The sequence below is a fragment of the Acidihalobacter prosperus genome (genome assembly GCF_000754095.2).
GTDB classification, from domain to species: Bacteria; Pseudomonadota; Gammaproteobacteria; order DSM-5130; family Acidihalobacteraceae; genus Acidihalobacter; species Acidihalobacter prosperus.
In genome coordinates this window covers 1-18,180 of record NZ_JQSG02000001.1, presented here as the reverse complement: position 1 = coordinate 18,180, position 18,180 = coordinate 1, and the positions used below count along the sequence as shown (strand labels likewise).

14 protein-coding genes and 3 pseudogenes are annotated in these 18,180 nt (G+C 60.3%); 10 read left to right on the top strand and 7 right to left on the bottom strand.

Annotation, left to right across the window (positions count from 1 at the left end; genetic code table 11):
* Nucleotides 1–15: 15 nt before the first annotated feature.
* Nucleotides 16–1,239: a glycerate kinase type-2 family protein gene (locus THPRO_RS00065; RefSeq protein WP_065089039.1), complete on the bottom strand. Its 1,224-nt coding sequence runs from the start codon at nt 1,237–1,239 to the stop codon at nt 16–18.
* Nucleotides 1,232–2,425, bottom strand: a complete 1,194-nt coding sequence (locus tag THPRO_RS00060; RefSeq protein WP_038087555.1) for an O-succinylhomoserine sulfhydrylase — start codon at nt 2,423–2,425, stop codon at nt 1,232–1,234. Before THPRO_RS00060 ends, THPRO_RS00065 begins: the two co-directional genes overlap by 8 nt.
* Nucleotides 2,426–2,721: 296 nt before the next feature.
* Here THPRO_RS00060 and THPRO_RS00055 point away from each other — a divergent pair, with 296 nt between their 5' ends.
* The 4 genes from THPRO_RS00055 to THPRO_RS00040 all read left to right on the top strand — a co-directional run bounded on the left by THPRO_RS00055 (nt 2,722) and on the right by THPRO_RS00040 (nt 7,541).
* On the top strand, nt 2,722–3,597 hold the full coding sequence (locus THPRO_RS00055) for a phosphate/phosphite/phosphonate ABC transporter substrate-binding protein (RefSeq protein ID WP_052064100.1): 876 nt from the start codon (nt 2,722–2,724) through the stop codon (nt 3,595–3,597).
* Nucleotides 3,594–5,840: a diguanylate cyclase domain-containing protein gene (locus THPRO_RS00050; protein ID WP_065089038.1), complete on the top strand. Its 2,247-nt coding sequence runs from the start codon at nt 3,594–3,596 to the stop codon at nt 5,838–5,840. The genes THPRO_RS00055 and THPRO_RS00050 overlap by 4 nt, the downstream gene beginning before the upstream one ends.
* Before the next feature lie 283 nt (nt 5,841–6,123).
* Complete coding sequence (locus THPRO_RS00045; protein ID WP_201786905.1) at nt 6,124–6,435, top strand: ArsR/SmtB family transcription factor; 312 nt, start codon at nt 6,124–6,126, stop codon at nt 6,433–6,435.
* A gap of 89 nt (nt 6,436–6,524) precedes the next feature.
* Complete coding sequence (locus THPRO_RS00040; protein WP_052064742.1) at nt 6,525–7,541, top strand: cation diffusion facilitator family transporter; 1,017 nt, start codon at nt 6,525–6,527, stop codon at nt 7,539–7,541.
* 111 nt (nt 7,542–7,652) lie between these two features.
* Here the strand turns inward: THPRO_RS00040 and THPRO_RS17455 are convergent.
* Nucleotides 7,653–7,973: pseudogene (locus THPRO_RS17455) on the bottom strand (DUF255 domain-containing protein); the annotation flags it as partial.
* A gap of 303 nt (nt 7,974–8,276) precedes the next feature.
* Between THPRO_RS17455 and THPRO_RS00035 the strand changes: the two are divergent.
* The 5 genes and pseudogenes from THPRO_RS00035 to THPRO_RS00015 all read left to right on the top strand — a co-directional run bounded on the left by THPRO_RS00035 (nt 8,277) and on the right by THPRO_RS00015 (nt 13,047).
* Nucleotides 8,277–8,681, top strand: coding sequence for an ArsR/SmtB family transcription factor (locus tag THPRO_RS00035; RefSeq protein ID WP_052064743.1), 405 nt, complete (start codon nt 8,277–8,279; stop codon nt 8,679–8,681).
* Nucleotides 8,668–9,849 (top strand): SO_0444 family Cu/Zn efflux transporter, encoded by a 1,182-nt coding sequence (locus THPRO_RS00030; RefSeq protein ID WP_052064744.1) that lies wholly within the window; start codon nt 8,668–8,670, stop codon nt 9,847–9,849. Before THPRO_RS00035 ends, THPRO_RS00030 begins: the two co-directional genes overlap by 14 nt.
* 91 nt (nt 9,850–9,940) lie before the next feature.
* Nucleotides 9,941–10,266, top strand: a pseudogene (locus THPRO_RS00025) (YnfA family protein).
* Between the two features lie 78 nt (nt 10,267–10,344).
* Entirely contained in the window at nt 10,345–11,661 is a 1,317-nt protein-coding gene (locus THPRO_RS00020) for an ISL3 family transposase (RefSeq protein WP_065089037.1), read from the top strand.
* 124 nt (nt 11,662–11,785) lie between these two features.
* Nucleotides 11,786–13,047 (top strand): annotated as a pseudogene (locus tag THPRO_RS00015) (IS1380 family transposase).
* 373 nt (nt 13,048–13,420) lie between these two features.
* On the opposite strand, the gene THPRO_RS16505 reads toward THPRO_RS00015, so the two are convergent.
* The 4 genes from THPRO_RS16505 to THPRO_RS16115 are packed head-to-tail and all read right to left on the bottom strand — an operon-like array spanning nt 13,421 to nt 17,385.
* Nucleotides 13,421–13,810, bottom strand: coding sequence for a cupredoxin domain-containing protein (locus tag THPRO_RS16505; RefSeq protein ID WP_145930641.1), 390 nt, complete (start codon nt 13,808–13,810; stop codon nt 13,421–13,423).
* Between the two features lie 14 nt (nt 13,811–13,824).
* Nucleotides 13,825–14,691, bottom strand: a complete 867-nt coding sequence (locus tag THPRO_RS00010) for a cytochrome c biogenesis CcdA family protein (protein WP_065089036.1) — start codon at nt 14,689–14,691, stop codon at nt 13,825–13,827.
* Nucleotides 14,688–17,159: a heavy metal translocating P-type ATPase gene (locus THPRO_RS00005; RefSeq protein WP_038094127.1), complete on the bottom strand. Its 2,472-nt coding sequence runs from the start codon at nt 17,157–17,159 to the stop codon at nt 14,688–14,690. The genes THPRO_RS00010 and THPRO_RS00005 overlap by 4 nt, the downstream gene beginning before the upstream one ends.
* Entirely contained in the window at nt 17,140–17,385 is a 246-nt protein-coding gene (locus THPRO_RS16115) for a heavy-metal-associated domain-containing protein (protein ID WP_082954321.1), read from the bottom strand. The genes THPRO_RS00005 and THPRO_RS16115 overlap by 20 nt, the downstream gene beginning before the upstream one ends.
* A gap of 212 nt (nt 17,386–17,597) precedes the next feature.
* Between THPRO_RS16115 and THPRO_RS16110 the strand changes: the two genes are divergently transcribed.
* On the top strand, nt 17,598–18,002 hold the full coding sequence (locus tag THPRO_RS16110; RefSeq protein ID WP_145923204.1) for a heavy metal-responsive transcriptional regulator: 405 nt from the start codon (nt 17,598–17,600) through the stop codon (nt 18,000–18,002).
* Nucleotides 18,003–18,180 lie beyond the last annotated feature (178 nt).

Here is an 18,180-nt window from a genome sequence, read left to right as displayed (position 1 = left end):
CGCATCAACCTCTCGCTACCGTTCCGTTCGCAGGCCGATCACCAGATCCATCACGTTGGTACCCGTCGGTCCGGTGTGGATCAAATCGCCGCTCGCCTCCAGAAAGCTGCCGGCATCGGCCTTGTTCAGAGCCGTTTCCGGGTCGAGACCCTGCCTGCGACCACGGGTCAGCGTGCCGCCGCTCACCAGGGCACCGGCATCGTCCGTGGGGCCGTCCGTACCGTCCGTGCCCGCAGACAGCAGCCAGCAGTCCCGCCGTCCCGCAAGCACTTCCGCGGCGGCCAGCGCCAGATGCTGATTGCGCCCGCCGCGACCGGGGCGATCCGGCAAGGTCACCGTGGTTTCGCCGCCCCATAGCGACACGCCCACGGGTCCTTGGCACAGGGCTTCCGCCACGCGGCGACCGGCCACCCCCGCATCGCCGGACAGCGGCGCCGGCATCCGCTCGACACGCAACCCCATTCTTCCGGCCTCGGCTTCGACGGCAGCCAGCGCCTGATCCAGGGAGGCGATCAGATGATGCGGAACCGGAGGCAGGTCCGTTAGAACCGGCGGTGTGGCCAGGCGCGTGGACAGCCATTCCGGTACCGGAGGCGGCGAGCCTGGCAACGGCTCCGCGAGCGGGCCGGAGCCGATCGCACGCGCATCGTCGCCCGGCACGTCCGAAATCACCAGCGCGAGCGCAGGCCGGCCATTCAAACGACGCCGCAACCCGCCGCCCTTGATCTGCGACAGGCGTTGACGCACGCGATTGATTTCATCGATCGCAAGGCCGCTGGCCAGCAGCCAGTCGTTGGCCTGGCGCAGAAATCCCAGATCGACGCCCGCAACCGGCACTTCGACCAGACTGGAAGCGCCGCCCGAGACCAGGAACAACAAAGGCACGTCGGCGGCGCCCGCATCGATGAACTCGATCAGCGCGCGCCCCGCCCGCAGGCTGCCCGCGCCCGGCCAGGGATGTTCGGCAACGTAAATCCCGAATCGCGGGTCGGCCTCCGCCGCGGCATCCAGATGCCCCGTCTTGGTGACCAGCAGCCCGGCCGACAGGCGGTCGCCCAGGGCCTCATGCGCGCCCAGCGCCATCGCCGAGGCGGCCTTGCCCAGCGCGACCACGCGCCAGCAACCGCCCTCCAGCGGGTGGTCTTCCAGCCACCGCCTGACGGCGTGGCGGCCGTCAACCCGCGTCAACGCGGCCCGGTAAAGGGCCAGCAGCGTGTCGCGCGGAGTCGGATCAGCCAAGGCCGCGCGCCAGATCGGCGATGATGTCGTCGGCCGATTCCAGCCCCACGGCCACCCGCAGCAGGCCATCGGCGATACCCGTCTCGGCGCGCTGCTCGATGCTCAGGCGGCCATGCGTGGTCGTGGCGGGATGGGTGATGGTGGTCTTCGCATCACCCAGATTCGCGGTAATGGAGATCATGCGGGTGGCATCGATCACGCGCCAGGCCGCCGCCTGACCGCCCTTGACCTCGAAGGAGACGATGCCGCCGTAACCGCGCTGCTGACGCGTGGCCAGCGCATGCTGGGGATGGGAAGCAAGCCCGGGGTAATGCACGCGCGCGACGGACGGCTGCGCCTCCAGCCATTCGGCCAGTTTCTGCGCATGCGCGCTGTGCGCCTGCATGCGCAGGCCCAAGGTTTCCAGCCCCTTGAGGAAGATCCAGGCGTTGAACGGACTCATGGTCGGTCCGGCGGTACGCAGCACGCCGAAAACCTCCTTGCCAACCCGTTCGGCATCGCCGACGACGGCACCGCCGACCGCCCGGCCCTGCCCGTCCAGATACTTGGTCGCAGAGTGCACCACGATATCCGCGCCCAGGGCGAGCGGACGCTGCAGCGCCGGCGTGCAGAAGCAGTTATCCACCACCAGCAGCGCATCGCCCCGATGCGCGATGTCGGCCAGCGCGGCGATGTCCACGATTTCCGTCAGCGGATTCGAAGGCGTCTCGACGAACAGCATGCGGGTGTTCGGCCTGACGGCGGCCTGCCAGGCCTCCAGGTCGGTTTGCGGCACGAAGTCGACCTCGATGCCGAAACGCCTCAGGTAGCGATCGAAAAGCACCGTCGTGGTGCCGAACACGCTGCGCGAACTGACCACATGGTCGCCCTGCTGCAGCAGGCCCATGCAGGTCGCCAGGATGGCCGCCATGCCAGAGGATGTGGCCACGCAGGCCTCGCCGCCCTCCAGCGCCGCGAGACGGTCCTGAAAGGTCCTTACCGTCGGGTTGGTGAAGCGGGAGTAGATGTTGCCGGGCACGTCGCCGGAGAAGCGGGCGGCCGCCTCGGCGGCGCTGGCGAAGGCGAAGCTCGAGGTGGTGAAGATCGCCTCCGAATGCTCGCCCTCGTGGGTGCGCACCTGGCCGGCTCGCACCGCCAGCGTTTCGAAGTCGTATCCGTCGTATTCTTTATTTGAATCGCTGCTCATGAACCGCCTCCGCTGTGGCATGATCTGGTCGCAAAACGGGGCCGCACATGGCGAAACCACATAAGGAACCCCGCAGGGCTTGAAGCGGGGCCGACTGGGCCTCTCGCTTTAGCCGGATTTATTAAGCGCCCGCAAGCTGAAGACTCAAATCGGCGCTGGCCGGCCACGCTACTACCGCACCCACGGGCTGTCAATCTCGGGGCTGGCGTGCCGGTTTGCGAGTCAACGACTATGCTCAACACATGACTATAACAAGACGTCATAACCGTCATCCGCAGGGCCCCGTTCGCAGCCCCATGGCCTCGCCATTTCGGCGCTGGCGGCCATGGCTCCTGCTCGCCGCGCTCGCGGGCCTGTGGACGACGCCGGCCCACGCCGACGAAGGACACCCGCCCGACGGTCCGGCACCGCCGGTCTACAGCTTTGCCGTGGTGCCGCAATTCACGCCCGAACGCATCCAGCGTACCTGGCGGCCCTTGCTGGCCGCCGTCGAGCAGCGTTCCGGCGTGCATCTGCGACTGGAGGTGCCGCGCAACATCCCCGAGTTCGAGCGCCACCTTTATGCAGGCGCCTACGACTTCGCCTACATGAACCCCTACCACCTCATCGTCGCGCACCGTCTGCAGGGCTATCGCCCGCTGGTTGCAGACATCAGCCGCCGGATGCATGGCATCGTGGTCGTGCGCCGCAACGGCCCCATCGATTCGATCGAAGCACTCGCGGACCGCCGCGTGGCCTTTCCGGCCCCCCACGCCTTCGCCGCCACGCTGCTCGTGCGCGCCCAGCTGCATCGCCGGTTCGGCATCACCGTGCGCCCCTGGTACGTGGTCAATCACAGCTCGGTCTATCTTGATGTGGCCCTCGGGCTGGCGCCGGCCGGAGGCGGTGTACTCGCGACCCTGCAGCTGCAGCCCGAAACCGTTCAGCAAAGGCTGCGCGTGCTTTACCGCACACCGGGCGCCCCGACCCATCCCATTGCCGTATCGCCCCACGTACCAGAACCCGTCGTCCGGCGCGTCACGCAGGCACTGCTCGATCTGGCAAATTCGGCCGAGGGACAGGCCCTGCTCGCCGCCGTGCCGATCCGGCAGGTGGGACGGGTCGAATTTTCCCGCTACAAGCCGCTGGAGTCGCTCGGCCTTGATGCGTACGCGAAGGCGGAAGCGCCGTGAACATCCGCCTCAAACTCCAGTTGCCCCTGATTGCAATCAGCGCCACGCTGCTGCTCGCGGTCGGTGGCCTGTATTACTTCTGGCTGCCCGATGTCGACGAGAAGGCCACCGCGCAGATCGAGGCCGACACACTCAAGCAGATGCAGGTGGTCGCCGCCGCCATTGCACCTCCGCTGGCAAACGGCAATCTGGCCCTGATCGATGAAACCCTGCGCCAGGTTCACCGGCGCCACCCGCACTGGATCGAGTTGACCCTGCGCAACACCGACGGCATCAGGCTCTACCCCCTGTTCGGTCTGCGAAGCACCGAGGACAGCCATCACGATTACATACACCGGGTCGGCGAGGCACTGGCCTACCGCCAGAGCGTTCATCTGACCCTGCCGATCGCCGGCACCGACGACAAGCGCATCGGCTATCTCCAGGTTTCGGTCGACAACCACGAACTCGCGCGCGTCGAGCAGGCAACCATCCTGCAGGCGGAGGCCATACTCGTCAGCCTCATGCTGGTCATGCTGTTCGTTGGCCTGCTCATACAGGACAGCTGGGTCGCCAAGCCCATACGACTGCTGGTCGAAGCCACCCGTCGACTGAGCAAAGGCGACTACGCCATCACGCTGCCCATCGCCTCGCACGATGAAATCGGCCAACTGGCCGTCAGTTTCAACCGCATGCGCGACAAGGTGCACCGGCGAGAAACCAGCCTGATCGAGGCACGCACCGAAGCCGAACGCCTGCGCGACACCTACGCCGCGCTCAGCGCGCTCAACGGCTTCATCGCCGAACGCCCGACGCCGTCCGCCCTGTTCAGACGCGCCGGCGAAATCATCCTGCAATCGCTGCGGCCCGATTTCATCTGGATCGCCCGGGTCGACTGGGAACGCCTGCGACTGCGCAGCGAAATGATCGGCCCAGAACCCGTCGAGGAGCGTGCCCGCATCGAACAGGCCATCGCCGGCATTCGCATGGATGCAAGCGCCGAATCGAACATTTTCCAAAGACTGCTTTTATCGGCCGAAGTGCAGTGTCTGCCCGACATCTTCAAGGAGCCTTCGCTGGGCGCCTGGTGGCTGCTGCTGCAAAAACACGAGATCAATTCGCTGGCCCTGGCCCCCATCATGCTGCAAAACCGCGTCGAAGCGATCGTCGCGGTCTTTTCGCGCGGACCACAGGTTTGTTCCGAGGACAAGCTGAAGCTTTTCGGCGAACTGGCGGAGCGCATCGGCCTGTCACTCGAGGACTACGACAATGAACAGGAACTGCAGCGTCACGCCCTCTACGACCCGATGACCCATCTGCCCAACCGAACCCTGTTCATGGGCCGCCTGACCGACCTGAGGGCCAAGGCACTGGTACACCGTCAATCGTCGCCCTTCGCGATCGGCATACTCGATCTGATGGGACTGAAGGCCATCAACGATCGCCTGGGGCACAACAGCGGCGACCGGGTGGTCGACGAAGCCGCACGCCGCCTGGAAGCCTTCCGCCAAGGCGACGATCTGGTCGCGCGACTCAGTGGCGATGAATTCGGGCTCATCCTCTACCCGCGCGCCGGCGATCCCCACTGGCATGCCACCCTGAGTCGACTGCTGACCGCTCTCGGCGCGCCGCTGAACCTGCCCGAGGGTGAAATCGTCAACATCCAGGCGCATATTGGCCTCGCGCAATGTCCCGGCGACGGCCGCCACCCGGAATCGCTGCTGCGTCGAGCCGACCTGGCGTTGCACGAGGCCAAGCTCGACGAAAGCAGTAGCTACCGCTTCTTTCGCCCGCAGCTCGAAGAACAGATGCTCAGCCGGCATCGCGTACAGCGCGAGTTCCTGGAAAGCATCCGCGCTTGCCATCTGGTCCTGCATTACCAGCCGAAGATGGACGTCGCCGCCTGTCGCGTGACCGGATTCGAAGCACTGATCCGCTGGCCCTTGGCCGATGGCGGCTATCGCCCGGCCAACGAGTTCATCGGGCTGGTCGAGGCGGATGGGCGCCTGATTCGTTCGCTCGGCCGATACGTGCTCGAACAGGCGCTCAGCCAGCTGACGAGCTGGCGCAACGACGGTTTCGACACCACCATCTCGATCAACATCGGCGCCCGCCACCTGCTCGCCCCGGAGTTCCTGCAGGATCTCGACGAGGCTCTGGACGCCCATCCCGAGTCGCGCCATGCCCTCAAACTCGAAGTGACCGAAACGGCCTACCTGGCCGACCTGGAAAAAACGGGTATCCGGAAGATCGTGTTGATTTGAGATGGAGTTGAGATGGCGCATCTTGGCGCCTAAACCGGAATATTGTGTGTATGTGTGGCGACTATCCAAGACGCAACCGAACTTCCCGTTTCACCAGTAAGTCCGCAGCGCCTTCTGATTTGTGACAAGCCAGTACACGGAAGGGCCAGACCAGCTCCCCCAGCATCCATGTAGAGATGCCCGGCGTCGGGTTTCCCGTCGGGGCGGTTGATATCATAGAGCTTCATCATTAATATATGAACAACTATTCAATCGTTACTTTGATTCGACGTGGAACTATTCGATGAGTATGGAACCGACTTTTGAGCAAGCCGAAGAATTAGCCGGCATGTTCCACCTGTTGGGCGACGTCAATCGGCTGCGACTGATTTGTGCTTGCCTTGAGGAAGCGGTCTGCGTCCAGGATCTGGCCGATCGTTTTAGCCTGACCCCCTCTCTGGTGAGTCACCACTTGCGTCTGCTGAAGGCGGCGCGCCTCATGCGTGCCGAGCGACGTGGCAAACAGGTGTTCTACACAGTCAACGATGAGCACGTGCGTCGGGTACTTAGCGATATGACGATCCACGTCGCTGAAGAAACTGGAGACGAACGGTAATAATAGAAATCAACGCAACTCATGCCAGGTGCGGTGCCCAAGCACGCGGCCTCGCCCTGGGCGAGCTACTCGGAGAGGTGCCGAACGTGATGCATACCCATACCCATTCTCATGAACACGATGCGAACGGACATGACTCTAACCGCCATAACCATGGGCATGCGCATGACCACCATACCCATTCGATCGGTCCGGATGCTGACAAGCGCTATCTGACGATCGCTCTAGCGTTGCTGCTGGCCTTTATGGCAGTCGAAGTCGTCGCGGGTCTGATGGCCTCCTCGCTGGCACTTATATCTGATGCAGGGCACATGCTCACCGATGCGGGCGCAATCGCGATGTCGCTGACTGTAATGCGTTTGGCACAGCGGCCTGCAGGAGGGCGATTTACCTTCGGCTTCAAACGCTCTGAAATCTTCAGTGCCCAGATCAACGGCCTAACATTGGTAGCATTGGCTGGTTGGTTCCTGATTGAGGCGGTGCGACGCCTGATCTGGCCACCTGCGGTCGATGGACTTCTCGTGACCTGGATCGCCCTGGTGGGTATTGTCGTTAACCTGTTGGCAACGTGGTCAATGAGCAAGGCCAATCGGGAAAGTCTCAACGTCGAAGGCAGCTTTCAGCACATCCTCACCGATCTGTACGCCTTCATTGTCACCGCGATTGCCGGCGCGTTGATCTACTGGACACATTTCTACCGTTTCGATGCTCTCGCTGCCTTAGTGGTGGCGACCTTGATGCTGCGTGCGGGGGTAAGTCTGCTCAGAGAATCGGGGCGCGTCTTTCTCGAAGCCGCCCCCAAGGGAGTGGACCCGGATGTAATCGGTCACACACTGGCTGCAGATCCTGGTGTCTTCGAGGTGCATGACCTGCATGTCTGGGAGATAACATCTGGCTTTACTGCCCTATCCGCCCACGTCCTCATATCCGGCGATAAGCCTTGCTCCGGAGAGTGCCATGCAGTGCGTCGACGCCTGAGTGAACTGCTTGCTGAGCATTTTGATATCGATCATGTGACACTCCAGGTGGACCATTTCCAGACCGAATACCGGATTCCCATGCAGGGGATTCGTCACACCAAATGGCCGCTGCCTGAGGCAGGATGAGGTCCATGATTGGTTAACCTTAAGAGATACCTCAGGATTATCAGTAAATCTGAACGTGGTTGAAGGATGCGACATGGCACCTGGAGAAATCCGACTGACCGAATGCGCTGATATGCGGCGAAAATATACGGCAGCGGAAAACGGTTTCAGATTAGAGGCGAGGAAAATGTTACTGGACCAGCCACCCTGTCCGTTCATGACCACTGCGGCGAGTTGACAGACGCGGTCGATGTCCGGGCGCTTCTCTCGGTTGACCAAGATATTCACGAGCCAGCGATTCATCAGGCGGGCGATAGCCGAATCGGAAAACAACTCGCGGTCGGCCACATGACACCAGTAACAGGCCAGATAACCGATGGATAGACAGATCGGTTTGTTTTCCCGTCGAGCATTTTCCAGCGCCGCCGCCCCCCCCAAGGGATACCAATCCACGGGTTGTTCGCATGCATCCGCAGAGCAGATAAGGGTCGAGAGCGCCTCTCAAGTAATTGCGCGGCGCAGGTGCAGCTACGGCCAAGCCCGCTGGCGACAAGGCTAGGGGCATGAGCCATACGTCCAGAGGCAGGTAGTGCCTGGAGCCGATTGCTTTCATCGTGTTGACTCCATCATGCAATCATGGATGCCCCAAGCGCCCGATTCCTTCCATTCGAGCCGCTGCCGGCTGTATGCCGTGCGGTGCTTTGAGTGTCCGGTTCATGCTTGCGTGCCAAGACTCATTCAATTATATTCGAAAACATGAAACATAAACCCTCTACCCCTACTGCAACCGAAGCGGACGTCTGCGCCCTGGAATGCTTTCATCCGCGCACCGTGACCCGGGTTCAGGCTGCTCTGGCGACCGAGGCGGAACAGCTGGCGGCCAGCGCCGAATTGTTCAAAATGCTGGGTAATCCCAAGCGTTTGATGATCCTGCGCGCTTTACGCGAGGCGGAGTTGTGCGTCTGCGATCTGGCTCACCTGCTCGGCCTGAGCGTAGCGGCGACTTCACAGCAACTGCGTATTCTGCGCGGCCAGGGCTGGCTGCGCATGCGCAGCGCGGGCAAGATGGTCTATTACCGCTGGAATGACGAGTCGCCGTTGCCCGCCCTGAATGCGGCGGTGCGCGGCATGTGTGTGGAAACCGCTGATGAACCTGATTGACACCACTCTTCACACCCTCGCACAGTGGATCGCGAACACTTGGACGCTGTACCTGGAGGCCGCGCCTTGGGTGGTGCTCGGGCTGATATGCGCTGGCCTGATCAAGGCATGGGTGCCGCAAGACCGGCTGGGGCGTTGGTTGGGCGGTCGCGGTTTGTGGCCGGTCACCAAAGCCGCGCTGATCGGCGCGCCACTGCCGCTGTGTTCTTGCGGTGTGATACCGGTCGCGCTGGGTTTGCGCCGTGCCGGGGCTTCGCGAGGCTCGACCCTGTCATTTCTGATCGCCACCCCGGAGACAGGCGTGGACTCGGTGGCCATTTCGTTCGCGCTGTTGGGGCCGTTCATGGCCATCGTTCGTCCGATCAGCGCCATCCTGAGCGCCATCGTGACTGGCCTGCTGGGCAATCTCGCCGAACCGGAGGCAAGGCGGGTGCCGGGTTCTGCCCCAGATCGGGTCGGAATCGACGCCTGCGGATCACAAACGTGTTCGAGTGCGTGCAGTACTGAAGTCAAGCCGGCGAGGATTGCACAAGCGGACTGCAACGATTCGTCCTGCGGCTACGAATCGACCGCACACGCTTTGAATACGAACACGGGTTCGCTCGGGTGGCGCAGCATGGCGGGGATTCGCTATGCGGTCACCGACCTACTGGATGAGTTCAGTCTATGGATGGCGCTCGGCCTCGCGCTGGCGGGTTTAACCATGACATTGGTGCCGCCGGCTGCACTGGGTGCTTACGGCAGTGGCTGGATGGCGATGCTGCTGATGCTGTTGGTCGGTGTGCCTTTCTACGTCTGCGCGACCGAATCCACGCCGATCGCCACTGCTATGCTACTGGCAGGGGTCTCGCCCGGCGCGGTGCTGGTATTCCTGCTGGCGGGACCGGCAACCAATCTGGGCACGGTAGGCGCCTTGCGCAAGGTATTCGGCTGGCGCTTCGTGCTGATCTACGTCGGCGGCATCAGCGCCTGCGCTATTGGATTCGGTCTGTTGACCGATGCCCTGGTGCATGCCCTGAACATCAATATCACGGCCCAGATCCAGGCCAGTGCTGAGTTGCTGCCAGGCTGGGCGAAACTGGGCTGCGCCTTTCTGCTCGCGGCTGTGGCCCTGCGCCCCCTGCGCCGCCACCTGCCCGGCCTGAGTCCGGCACAACCGGCTGCCTGAGGCGATGCCTCTCGCGGCACGCGATATGGATCATCCGGGTTCAATCCTCAGGAAGGTTTTCCGCGTATTCGGTCGCAGCCAGGGGACGTTCATGCCCGCACCTGGAAACGACCTGCCGTTGCTCGCCAGTGAACTCAACTTGTTACGCATTCTGTCCTGTTCGTGGCCACACGGCCGTGGCCGAGATCCTTGGCTGCTATTGCCAGCGGCAGCCTCGCTCGCTGTTTTCGCTTGGTTATTGACCCTTCACCCTACGGCGGCTGGGCGTACCTACGCCGCGTATGGCGGCGGATACATTGCCGTCACTATCGGTTGGCTATGAGGGGCGAAGGGATACGTCTCGGTCTGTGGGATGTCATCGGCAACCTCGTCGCCCTAATGGGGGTGGCCATTATCATGCTGGCACCCAGACATTAGGCTCGTTTGGGGAAAATGGCAGCCTTCACGTGGCTGCATGCCGCGGCTGACGATGCCTGCTCGCATGGGATGCTCTAGATGGACTTGTTGAATCTCAAGTATTTACAGCAGGACTCGGTTCAAGAATCCGAACATGATTATCACATTGAGGCAACCAGCAACGGCTCCAGCCAATATTGTCTTGACTGCGGTTCTTCTCATACCGTGGGCTTCGGACGCAAGCGCCAACTCTTCATGGACGCCCCCGTGCGCGGCAAGCGGGTAGGTATTTGGGTAGACCGCAGACGGTTACGCTGCAAACAATGCGGCAAGACTTTCATGGAACCGCTGCCCGAGATGCATGATCGCCGGCAAGCGACGCGACGACTGGTGCAATACATCGAGCGTGAGTCACTACGCCGCACCTTTGCCAGTATCGCCGAGGACGTAGGCTTCGACGAAAAGAGCATCCGCAACATTTTTCGCGCCTATGTCAACCGGTTGGAGAAGGAAGTCCGGTTCGAGACGCCGAGATGGATGGGCATCGACGAGATCTACATCGTCAAGAAACCGCGCTGCGTGATCTCGAATATCGAGCATCAAACCATCGTCGAGGTGCTGCCTAACCGCAACAAGCCGACCGTGATCAAGCGCCTGCAAACGCTACCCGATAAGGAAAAGGTGCGGTATGTCGCAATGGATATGTGGAATCCATATCGCGACGCCGTCAACACGGTATTCCCACAGGCCAGAATCGTCATCGACAAGTTTCATGTCGTGCGGATGGCGAATCAGTGTCTGGACACTGTACGCAAGAACTTGCGAGTGGAACTTACCTCACGACAGCGCAGGGGCTTGATGCACGATCGTTTCGTGCTGCTCAAACGCCGCCGTGACATCTCCGACGAAGACTACCTGAAGCTCTCGGGCTGGACTGTCAACTACCCATCGCTGGGGGCGGCCTACGATGCTAAGGAAGCTTTTTATGGCATCTGGGATATGGACAACCGGCCTGACGCGGAAAGTGCTTATGAGATCTGGTGTGGGAGTCTATCCGATGAGATGAGAGATGCCTTCAAGCCGATTCTCACGGCCATCGGTAACTGGCACACGGAGATCTTCAACTACTTCGATCACCCGATCACCAACGCCTATACGGAAAGTCTGAACAACCTGATTCGGGTGATGAATCGTCTTGGGCGCGGCTATAGCTTCGAGGCGCTTCGGGCAAAGATCCTTTTCACCGAAGGGGTACATACAGTCAAGAAACCCAAATATCCCAAGCGAAGAGCAACGATGGAAGACTCGATGTTCGCGTACAAAACCTTTTCAAGGATTATCGACATCGAACGAGAAACCAACTACGGCGCTCAGATATCAACATTGATATCCTTGATTGAAAACGGCGATCTCTAGACCCGTATCAACACGATCTTCCGGATACCCATTTTTCATAAATAGAAGGGCGGGCGCTTAACTAACTGATATAATAAAAATTTACGATAATAACGCTTCGGGCGAAGCCTAACCGAGACCGCCCATAAGTGATGTCGCCCCGACTCAGCTCTGTTTCCCCACCCTGGCCGGTTTCACCGTCCGTGCCGACTTCGAGGGAGGTGCTGTATCGAGTGATTTCGGCGCACTCCTGCTGCACGGTGTCGATCGGCAAACTGGATTGATCGACTGCCTGGCCGATCTACTGCGCCAGCGCATTTTCCAGACCGCCTGCGGCTATGCCGATGGCAACGACGCCAACGATCTGCGCCAAGACCCGGCCTTCAAGCTCGCACTCGGGCGCGCGCCGCTGGATACCGACAACGACCTGGCCTCCGGGCCCACGTTCTCGCGCCTGGAGAATGGGCTCACCCGCAAGGACATCTATCGTCTGGCCAAGACCCTGGTTGAGGCCTTCATTGCTCGCTACGCCGACCCGCCTTCGGTGATTGTCCTGGACATGGACCATTCCGACGACCGCACCCATAGGCAACAGGAACTGGCCTTCTACAACCCCTATTATGGCAGCCACTGCTACCGGCCGCTGTTTCTCTTCGAGGGGCTCTCCGGCGCACTCATCACGGCGGTGCTGCGTCCCGGCAAGCGCCCCACCGGGCGTGAGAATGCGGCTATCATCGGTCGGGTCGTGCGCCGGCTGCGTCAAGCCTGGCCGGACACCCACATCGTCCTGCGCGGGGATGGACATTTCTCCAACCCGGAATTGATGGCCCTGTGCGAAGAGGATGCGCAGATGGATTTCCTCTTCGGCCTGGCCGGCAACCCGGCGCTTGTGCCCGCGGCCAAGCCCTTGCTCGCGAAAGCGCGGGCCCTGCATGAGCAACGGCGAGCTCAGGCCCACCGGTTGGTGTTCAAGGCCGAGGTGATGGGCTTAGGAGACAACCCGCGTTTCGTCGAGACGTCGCTGACCAACCCGACGTCTGAGACGCTGTACTGGGATTTATACTACGCCCGGGGCCAGGATGAGAACTTCATCAAGGCCATCAAAAACGACCTGGCCAGTGATCGAACGTCCAATCACACCTTCTTCGGCCATCACATGCGCCTGTTCTACGCCTGTGTGCGCCTACACCCTGATCCACAGTCTGCGTGAGAACACCTTGTGCCACACTGAACTGGTGAAAGCGCAGTCCATGACCCTTATCCAGAAGCTGTTCAAGCGGGCGGTGCGCGTCGTGCAGTACAAGGATCGGATCAAGTTGGACCTGCCGAGCAGCTGCCCGGTGAAAAGACTTGTTGCACCGGGTGACCGAATTGCTTTATCTCGCCCGACCTCCAGCCATACCCTGAAACACACCGCCGTGTGTAACCCGCGAAACGCATCCATCCGGGCAAGCCCCGCGGGCCTCGGCACGCCTCGACGCTGAAATTCCGGCTGCAGGCTCCGTGACCGGCGAGCGCGTACACTTTCCAGGGCAACGTTGCGGTACCGATCTGACTCAGCAGGCTGAAAAGCCAGACATGCAAGTGAGATGCTGGGCAGAATTGGCGGGTTTATGAAACATTCGGGCTAGACCATCCCGTGCGAGCATGCCCCGGTGGCTGCTGCGTGCACCAGGCCGCCAATCTTACAAAAGCTTCCAGTGTCTGGTCGCGGGCACGATAACGTTCATCCTCGCTAGGCTACGAGGCAGTCGCTGATGGATTCGTCAGTCACATCGAATCATTCGGCCACGATCTCTCCATACCACATGTTTTCAGAACAGTGATAAACGTACTTCCCTGGCTTGGGAGCGTGTATCAAGATTCTTTTCGTGTCTCCGACCGGCACGCGGATGGACACCGTTTTCCCCTGAGGACCTAGATGCGGGAATACGGTCACGAGACCGCAGCCGCCGATGTTGTCGGTGAGTTCGAGTGCGACGGTCTTGCCTGCCGGAATATGGAGAACCGGAGGCGAGTAGGGATAGGACGACCAGGCTTTACCTTCTATCAACTTAAAAACCGGCGTCGTACCAGATGGGGCGGATGCTGCCGCTATCGCTGGCAAAGCAAATACCACCAGTAGTGATGCGGCGGCCGGCGCGAGACGGATGCGCACTGATTGATGCATGATTTCTCCCCCCCTTAGATTCCCGATATAAGCCCGAAATTCAACAGGAAATAATAAAATAAGTACGCACTGGTCAATAGAAACAGAATGCCGGTAGCCGGCTGCAAATAGAGACCGATATGGCGTCGCACGGCCAATACGGCGGGCTGACCCAGTGCAAGCATGAGGAGCATCAAGCCTGCCATGGCAGTTCCATAGAGCAGCACGGCCAAGGCGGCAAGCCAGTAGACACCTGCGGCGAGCGGTAGCATGATGACCCCCAAAAAAACGGGCAAGGTGCACGTGTGTGCGGCCGCTCCGTAGGCCACGCCAAAACCCAGAAGATCACGCCGCCGTCCCTGCGCCGCACCCGCCAGCAACCGATCATAGTAGCGCCGTCCCGGTAAAAACCGCGCTGCACCACTCAATGCGGCGGCACCTCCGATCAACAGCGCAAAGCCCAAGATTGCGAAAAGTATGCCGACTACAGGAATCAAGTAGATCAGGAACCGATAGATTACGGGGCCAATCATGCCGACCAGCACGGCGGCGACGCCGTAAAAACCGATGATACCTAATGCGATCAGTAATGACGCCATGAACAGGCTGCGGTCATGTTGTTTCATGTCAACAGACATTGAAGCCCTATTGCCCACGAAATACATGAGGAAGGAGGGTGTAATCACGAGACTACAAGGCGAAAAAAATGAGGCGGCACCACCAAGAACCCCAATGGCCAGGATCAGCGGAGCGGGCACGACCGGCGTTCCCTGGGCTTTAAACAATAGCCAACCAACCGTGTGATAAACCCATTCCCCCGCAAAGAACAGCAGGGCCAGTGCAATCAATGTGACGCCGATACGCACCGCATCGTTATCAAGACGAAAGCGAATTGTTTTCATCTTGGAGTACTCATGGCATCTTGCGATAGCACAGCAGATTTCGTGCCGACACTGCCGACGGCTGAAAAAAATATGGCAGGTTTGCCCCATAAGGAGTGGACGAAAATCGCGGTAACACTCACTGCCATTGCCGTCATGGCCCACACGGGGTTCACGAGTCCTGTCGCCGCCGCAGGTATGCCAAGGCCATTGAATGCGAATGCCAGCAAAACATTACGGACCATACGCGCATAACTCCGACGACTGATCTGCCAGGCGATCAGAATCGATGAGAGCCGGTTGTTGAGAACGACGATATCGGCCGATTCGATCGCGATATCCGTGCCGGACCCCATGGCAACCCCCGTGTCGGCTTGCATCAGCGCAGGCGCATCATTGATGCCGTCGCCTACCATGGCGACATGGGCACCGGACGCCTGAAATTGCCGGATGCGCTCGGCCTTCTCCTGAGGCAGGACACGCCCATAGACTTCTTCTATGCCCAATTGCTTAGCGACCGCTTCCGCTGTATGCGGGTGATCCCCCGTCAACATCAAAGCGCGGATGCCGTGACGATTCAGTGCCTGGATCGTCTCGCGGGCATCTTCGCGCAAGGCATCACCCAGCAGGATCCAGCCTTGGAAAAGACCCGCAGCCGCCACGCCAACGGCCGTATGCCCCAGCGCTTGCGCGCTCTTGATGGCCTTATCATCAGGAATGGCGATCTGTTGCGTTCGCAACCATTCGGCATTACCAATCTGGACCTGGGTATCACCGAGCTTGGCTGTTATGCCCAAGCCGGCTATCGCCTTGAAATCCGACGCCTCGCCCAAAGCGACCCCGCGCTCCAGTGCCTCATTTATGATCGCATGCCCAAGCGGATGCTCCGAGCCCATCTCGACCGATGCCGCCAGGCTCAGCATATGCATCTCGTCCACTCCTGAGGCTGGCATGAGCTTGGCTACCTGCGGACGCCCGACGGTAAGTGTGCCGGTCTTGTCGAACACTACGAGCGTTGTCTGGCGGAACGCTTGGAAAGACTCGCCCGTACGCATCAGCACGCCAGCCTCTGCTGCATCGGCAGCCCCGCGTACGATCGACAAAGGTGCCGAAATCCCGACCGCACAGGGATAACCCATGACCAGTACGGAAAGCGCAGCGAAGACCGCTCGCTCCACATCCGGTGTGCCACTCATCAGCCAGGTTGCCAGCAGCCACCCTAGCAGGGCCAGCAAGGCAAGGGTCAGAACAAGCGGCGTGTAAATGCGTAGGGTACGGTCCACCAGATGCAGCAGACCGGGCTTTAGTGCGCGCGATTCCTCGACGCTGCGGACTACTTGAGCCAGGAAACTGTCGTCACCTACAGCGCTTACTTCGACGAGCAGCATGCCTGGCCCGTTGATGGCACCACCGACGACACTTGTCCCGGTCGTTTTCTCAACAGGAAGGGGCTCGCCGGTCAACAGCGATTCATCCACCGAAGAATGCCCCTCCAGCACCCGGCCATCGGCACCGATCCTTTCACCGGGGCGCACACGAATGCGATCACCGATCGCAAGCGTCTCCGCCGGCACGGTTTCTTCGTGTCCATTTTTTCCCACTCGTCTCGCCGTACGCGGCGTCAAATCGAGCAGTTTTCGCACCGCTTGGGAGCTGCGCGTCTTCACGATCAATGAAAGCCACTCGGAAAAGCGATGATAGGTCAGCACCATCACCGAGACCCCGAAAAAAGCCGCCGTAGGGTAATGGGGCAGCCGTAGAACAAAACCGAGGGCCCCGCCGATGATGCCCGCTACAGCGCCGATTTCGACCAATACATGCTGATTGAGAATGCCTCGCCGCAGGGACTGCCAGGCAATCTTCAAAAAATTGCCGCCAGGGCCTAAAAACACGCCTAGCGCCAAGGCCGCGGTCAACGGTGCCGCCCAGGTCTGTAATAGGCCATCCAACTTCAATGCGTAGATGAGCAAGCCGAGAAGCGCTAGTGTGGCCGTCCCGGAGAGCGCGCGTATCCATCCGCGCGGCTTGAGCAGCGTCCATGAGAAAAGAAGCAGGGTGGCATAGACGAGCCCGGAAAGGACGAGTTGCCAGCCCTGTGACGGCGCCATCAAAGCCACGGCGATCAGGCTGGCGGAAAGCGCCAGCAGGAATCGGGCACCTTCATTGGCGAGACGGCGTTCCTGCACTTCGAACGGCTCGACCCGCCTCGGATCCTGTAGTTCGTAGCCGATATCGCCAAGCGTTCCCATCAAGACTGCCGGATCCGTCAGCGCTGGATCGTATTCGACCAAGGCCTGTTCGTGGGTCAGGCTCACGGCGACTTTCTTTACACCGGGCAGTTTGCCAAGTGATTGCTCGATCGTTCCCGTGCAAAGCGAGCAGTGCAGACCGCCGATATGGGCGCTGACGCGACGCAGTGGCGGTGTTTGCGTGGGCTCGTCTCGCCAAGGGTGCCAGTCTGATGAAGGATCAAGTGCGATGTTCGTCATGACGCCGCCCCTCCGATGTCGTCGTTGCCGTAAATCCAGCGTCGGTCACCAATGCCACCAGCTTCTCCGGCGATGTCGCATCGGGATCGATGATCAATCGAGCTTGACCATCCTGATAGGAAACCTTAACCGCGCTGACGCCGGAAACCCTCTTTAACACCTGTTCAAGCCTCAGCGCACAGCCATGACAGTGCATGCCACCGATTTGTAGTTCGAACGACTGCATGTCGAATACCTCTTTACCCGAGTCTCCTGGTGACTTATAACGCTTGGAGTTAACTCCAAGTCAAGGCTTTGTGGCATGATATTTCGCTGCCAGACACACTCAGCTGACAAACGCTAGATCTCGCACTGGTGAAGACCTCACGGGTTATCTCGCGTCATTGGCGATTCTAGAGGTGATAGCTGAGTCGCCCCGGTTTGCCGAAGGAGGTATGGATGAAAATTGGAGAGGCATCAAGGCGCTCGGGATTCAGTCCCGAGACACTGCGTTACTACGACAAAATAGGCTTGCTGGATGCCGTCGGGCGCGATGCCGCTGGGCGACGTGACTACGATGGTCACGATATCGAACAGCTGATGTTTATCCGTCGAGCCAAAAGTGCCGGCTTTAGCCTGGATGACATCCGTGTTCTGTTGCGGTTGCGCTCAGCACCCAATGAAGCGCGTCGGCAGGTCCTGGGGCTGACTCAGGCAAAGCTTGCAGAAATAGAGCACAAGATCTCCAGTCTGTCTGCATTCAAAGATGAACTCACACGCCTTAGCCATTTGTGTTGCTCGGATGGAGGCGACTCGTGCCCTATTTTAAGTCAACTTTCTGATACAGAGCACTCACACGCCTGATCATACTCTGGGTGAATTGTTATAAATCGTGTAGCTGAAATCCGCACAATCAAGCATCAAACCCTATTCATGCCGGGTGTGGCAGTGTCGACACACATACACACAATATTCCGGTTTAGGCGCCAAGATGCGTCATCTCAACTCCATCTCAAATCAACACGATCTTCCGGATACCCGA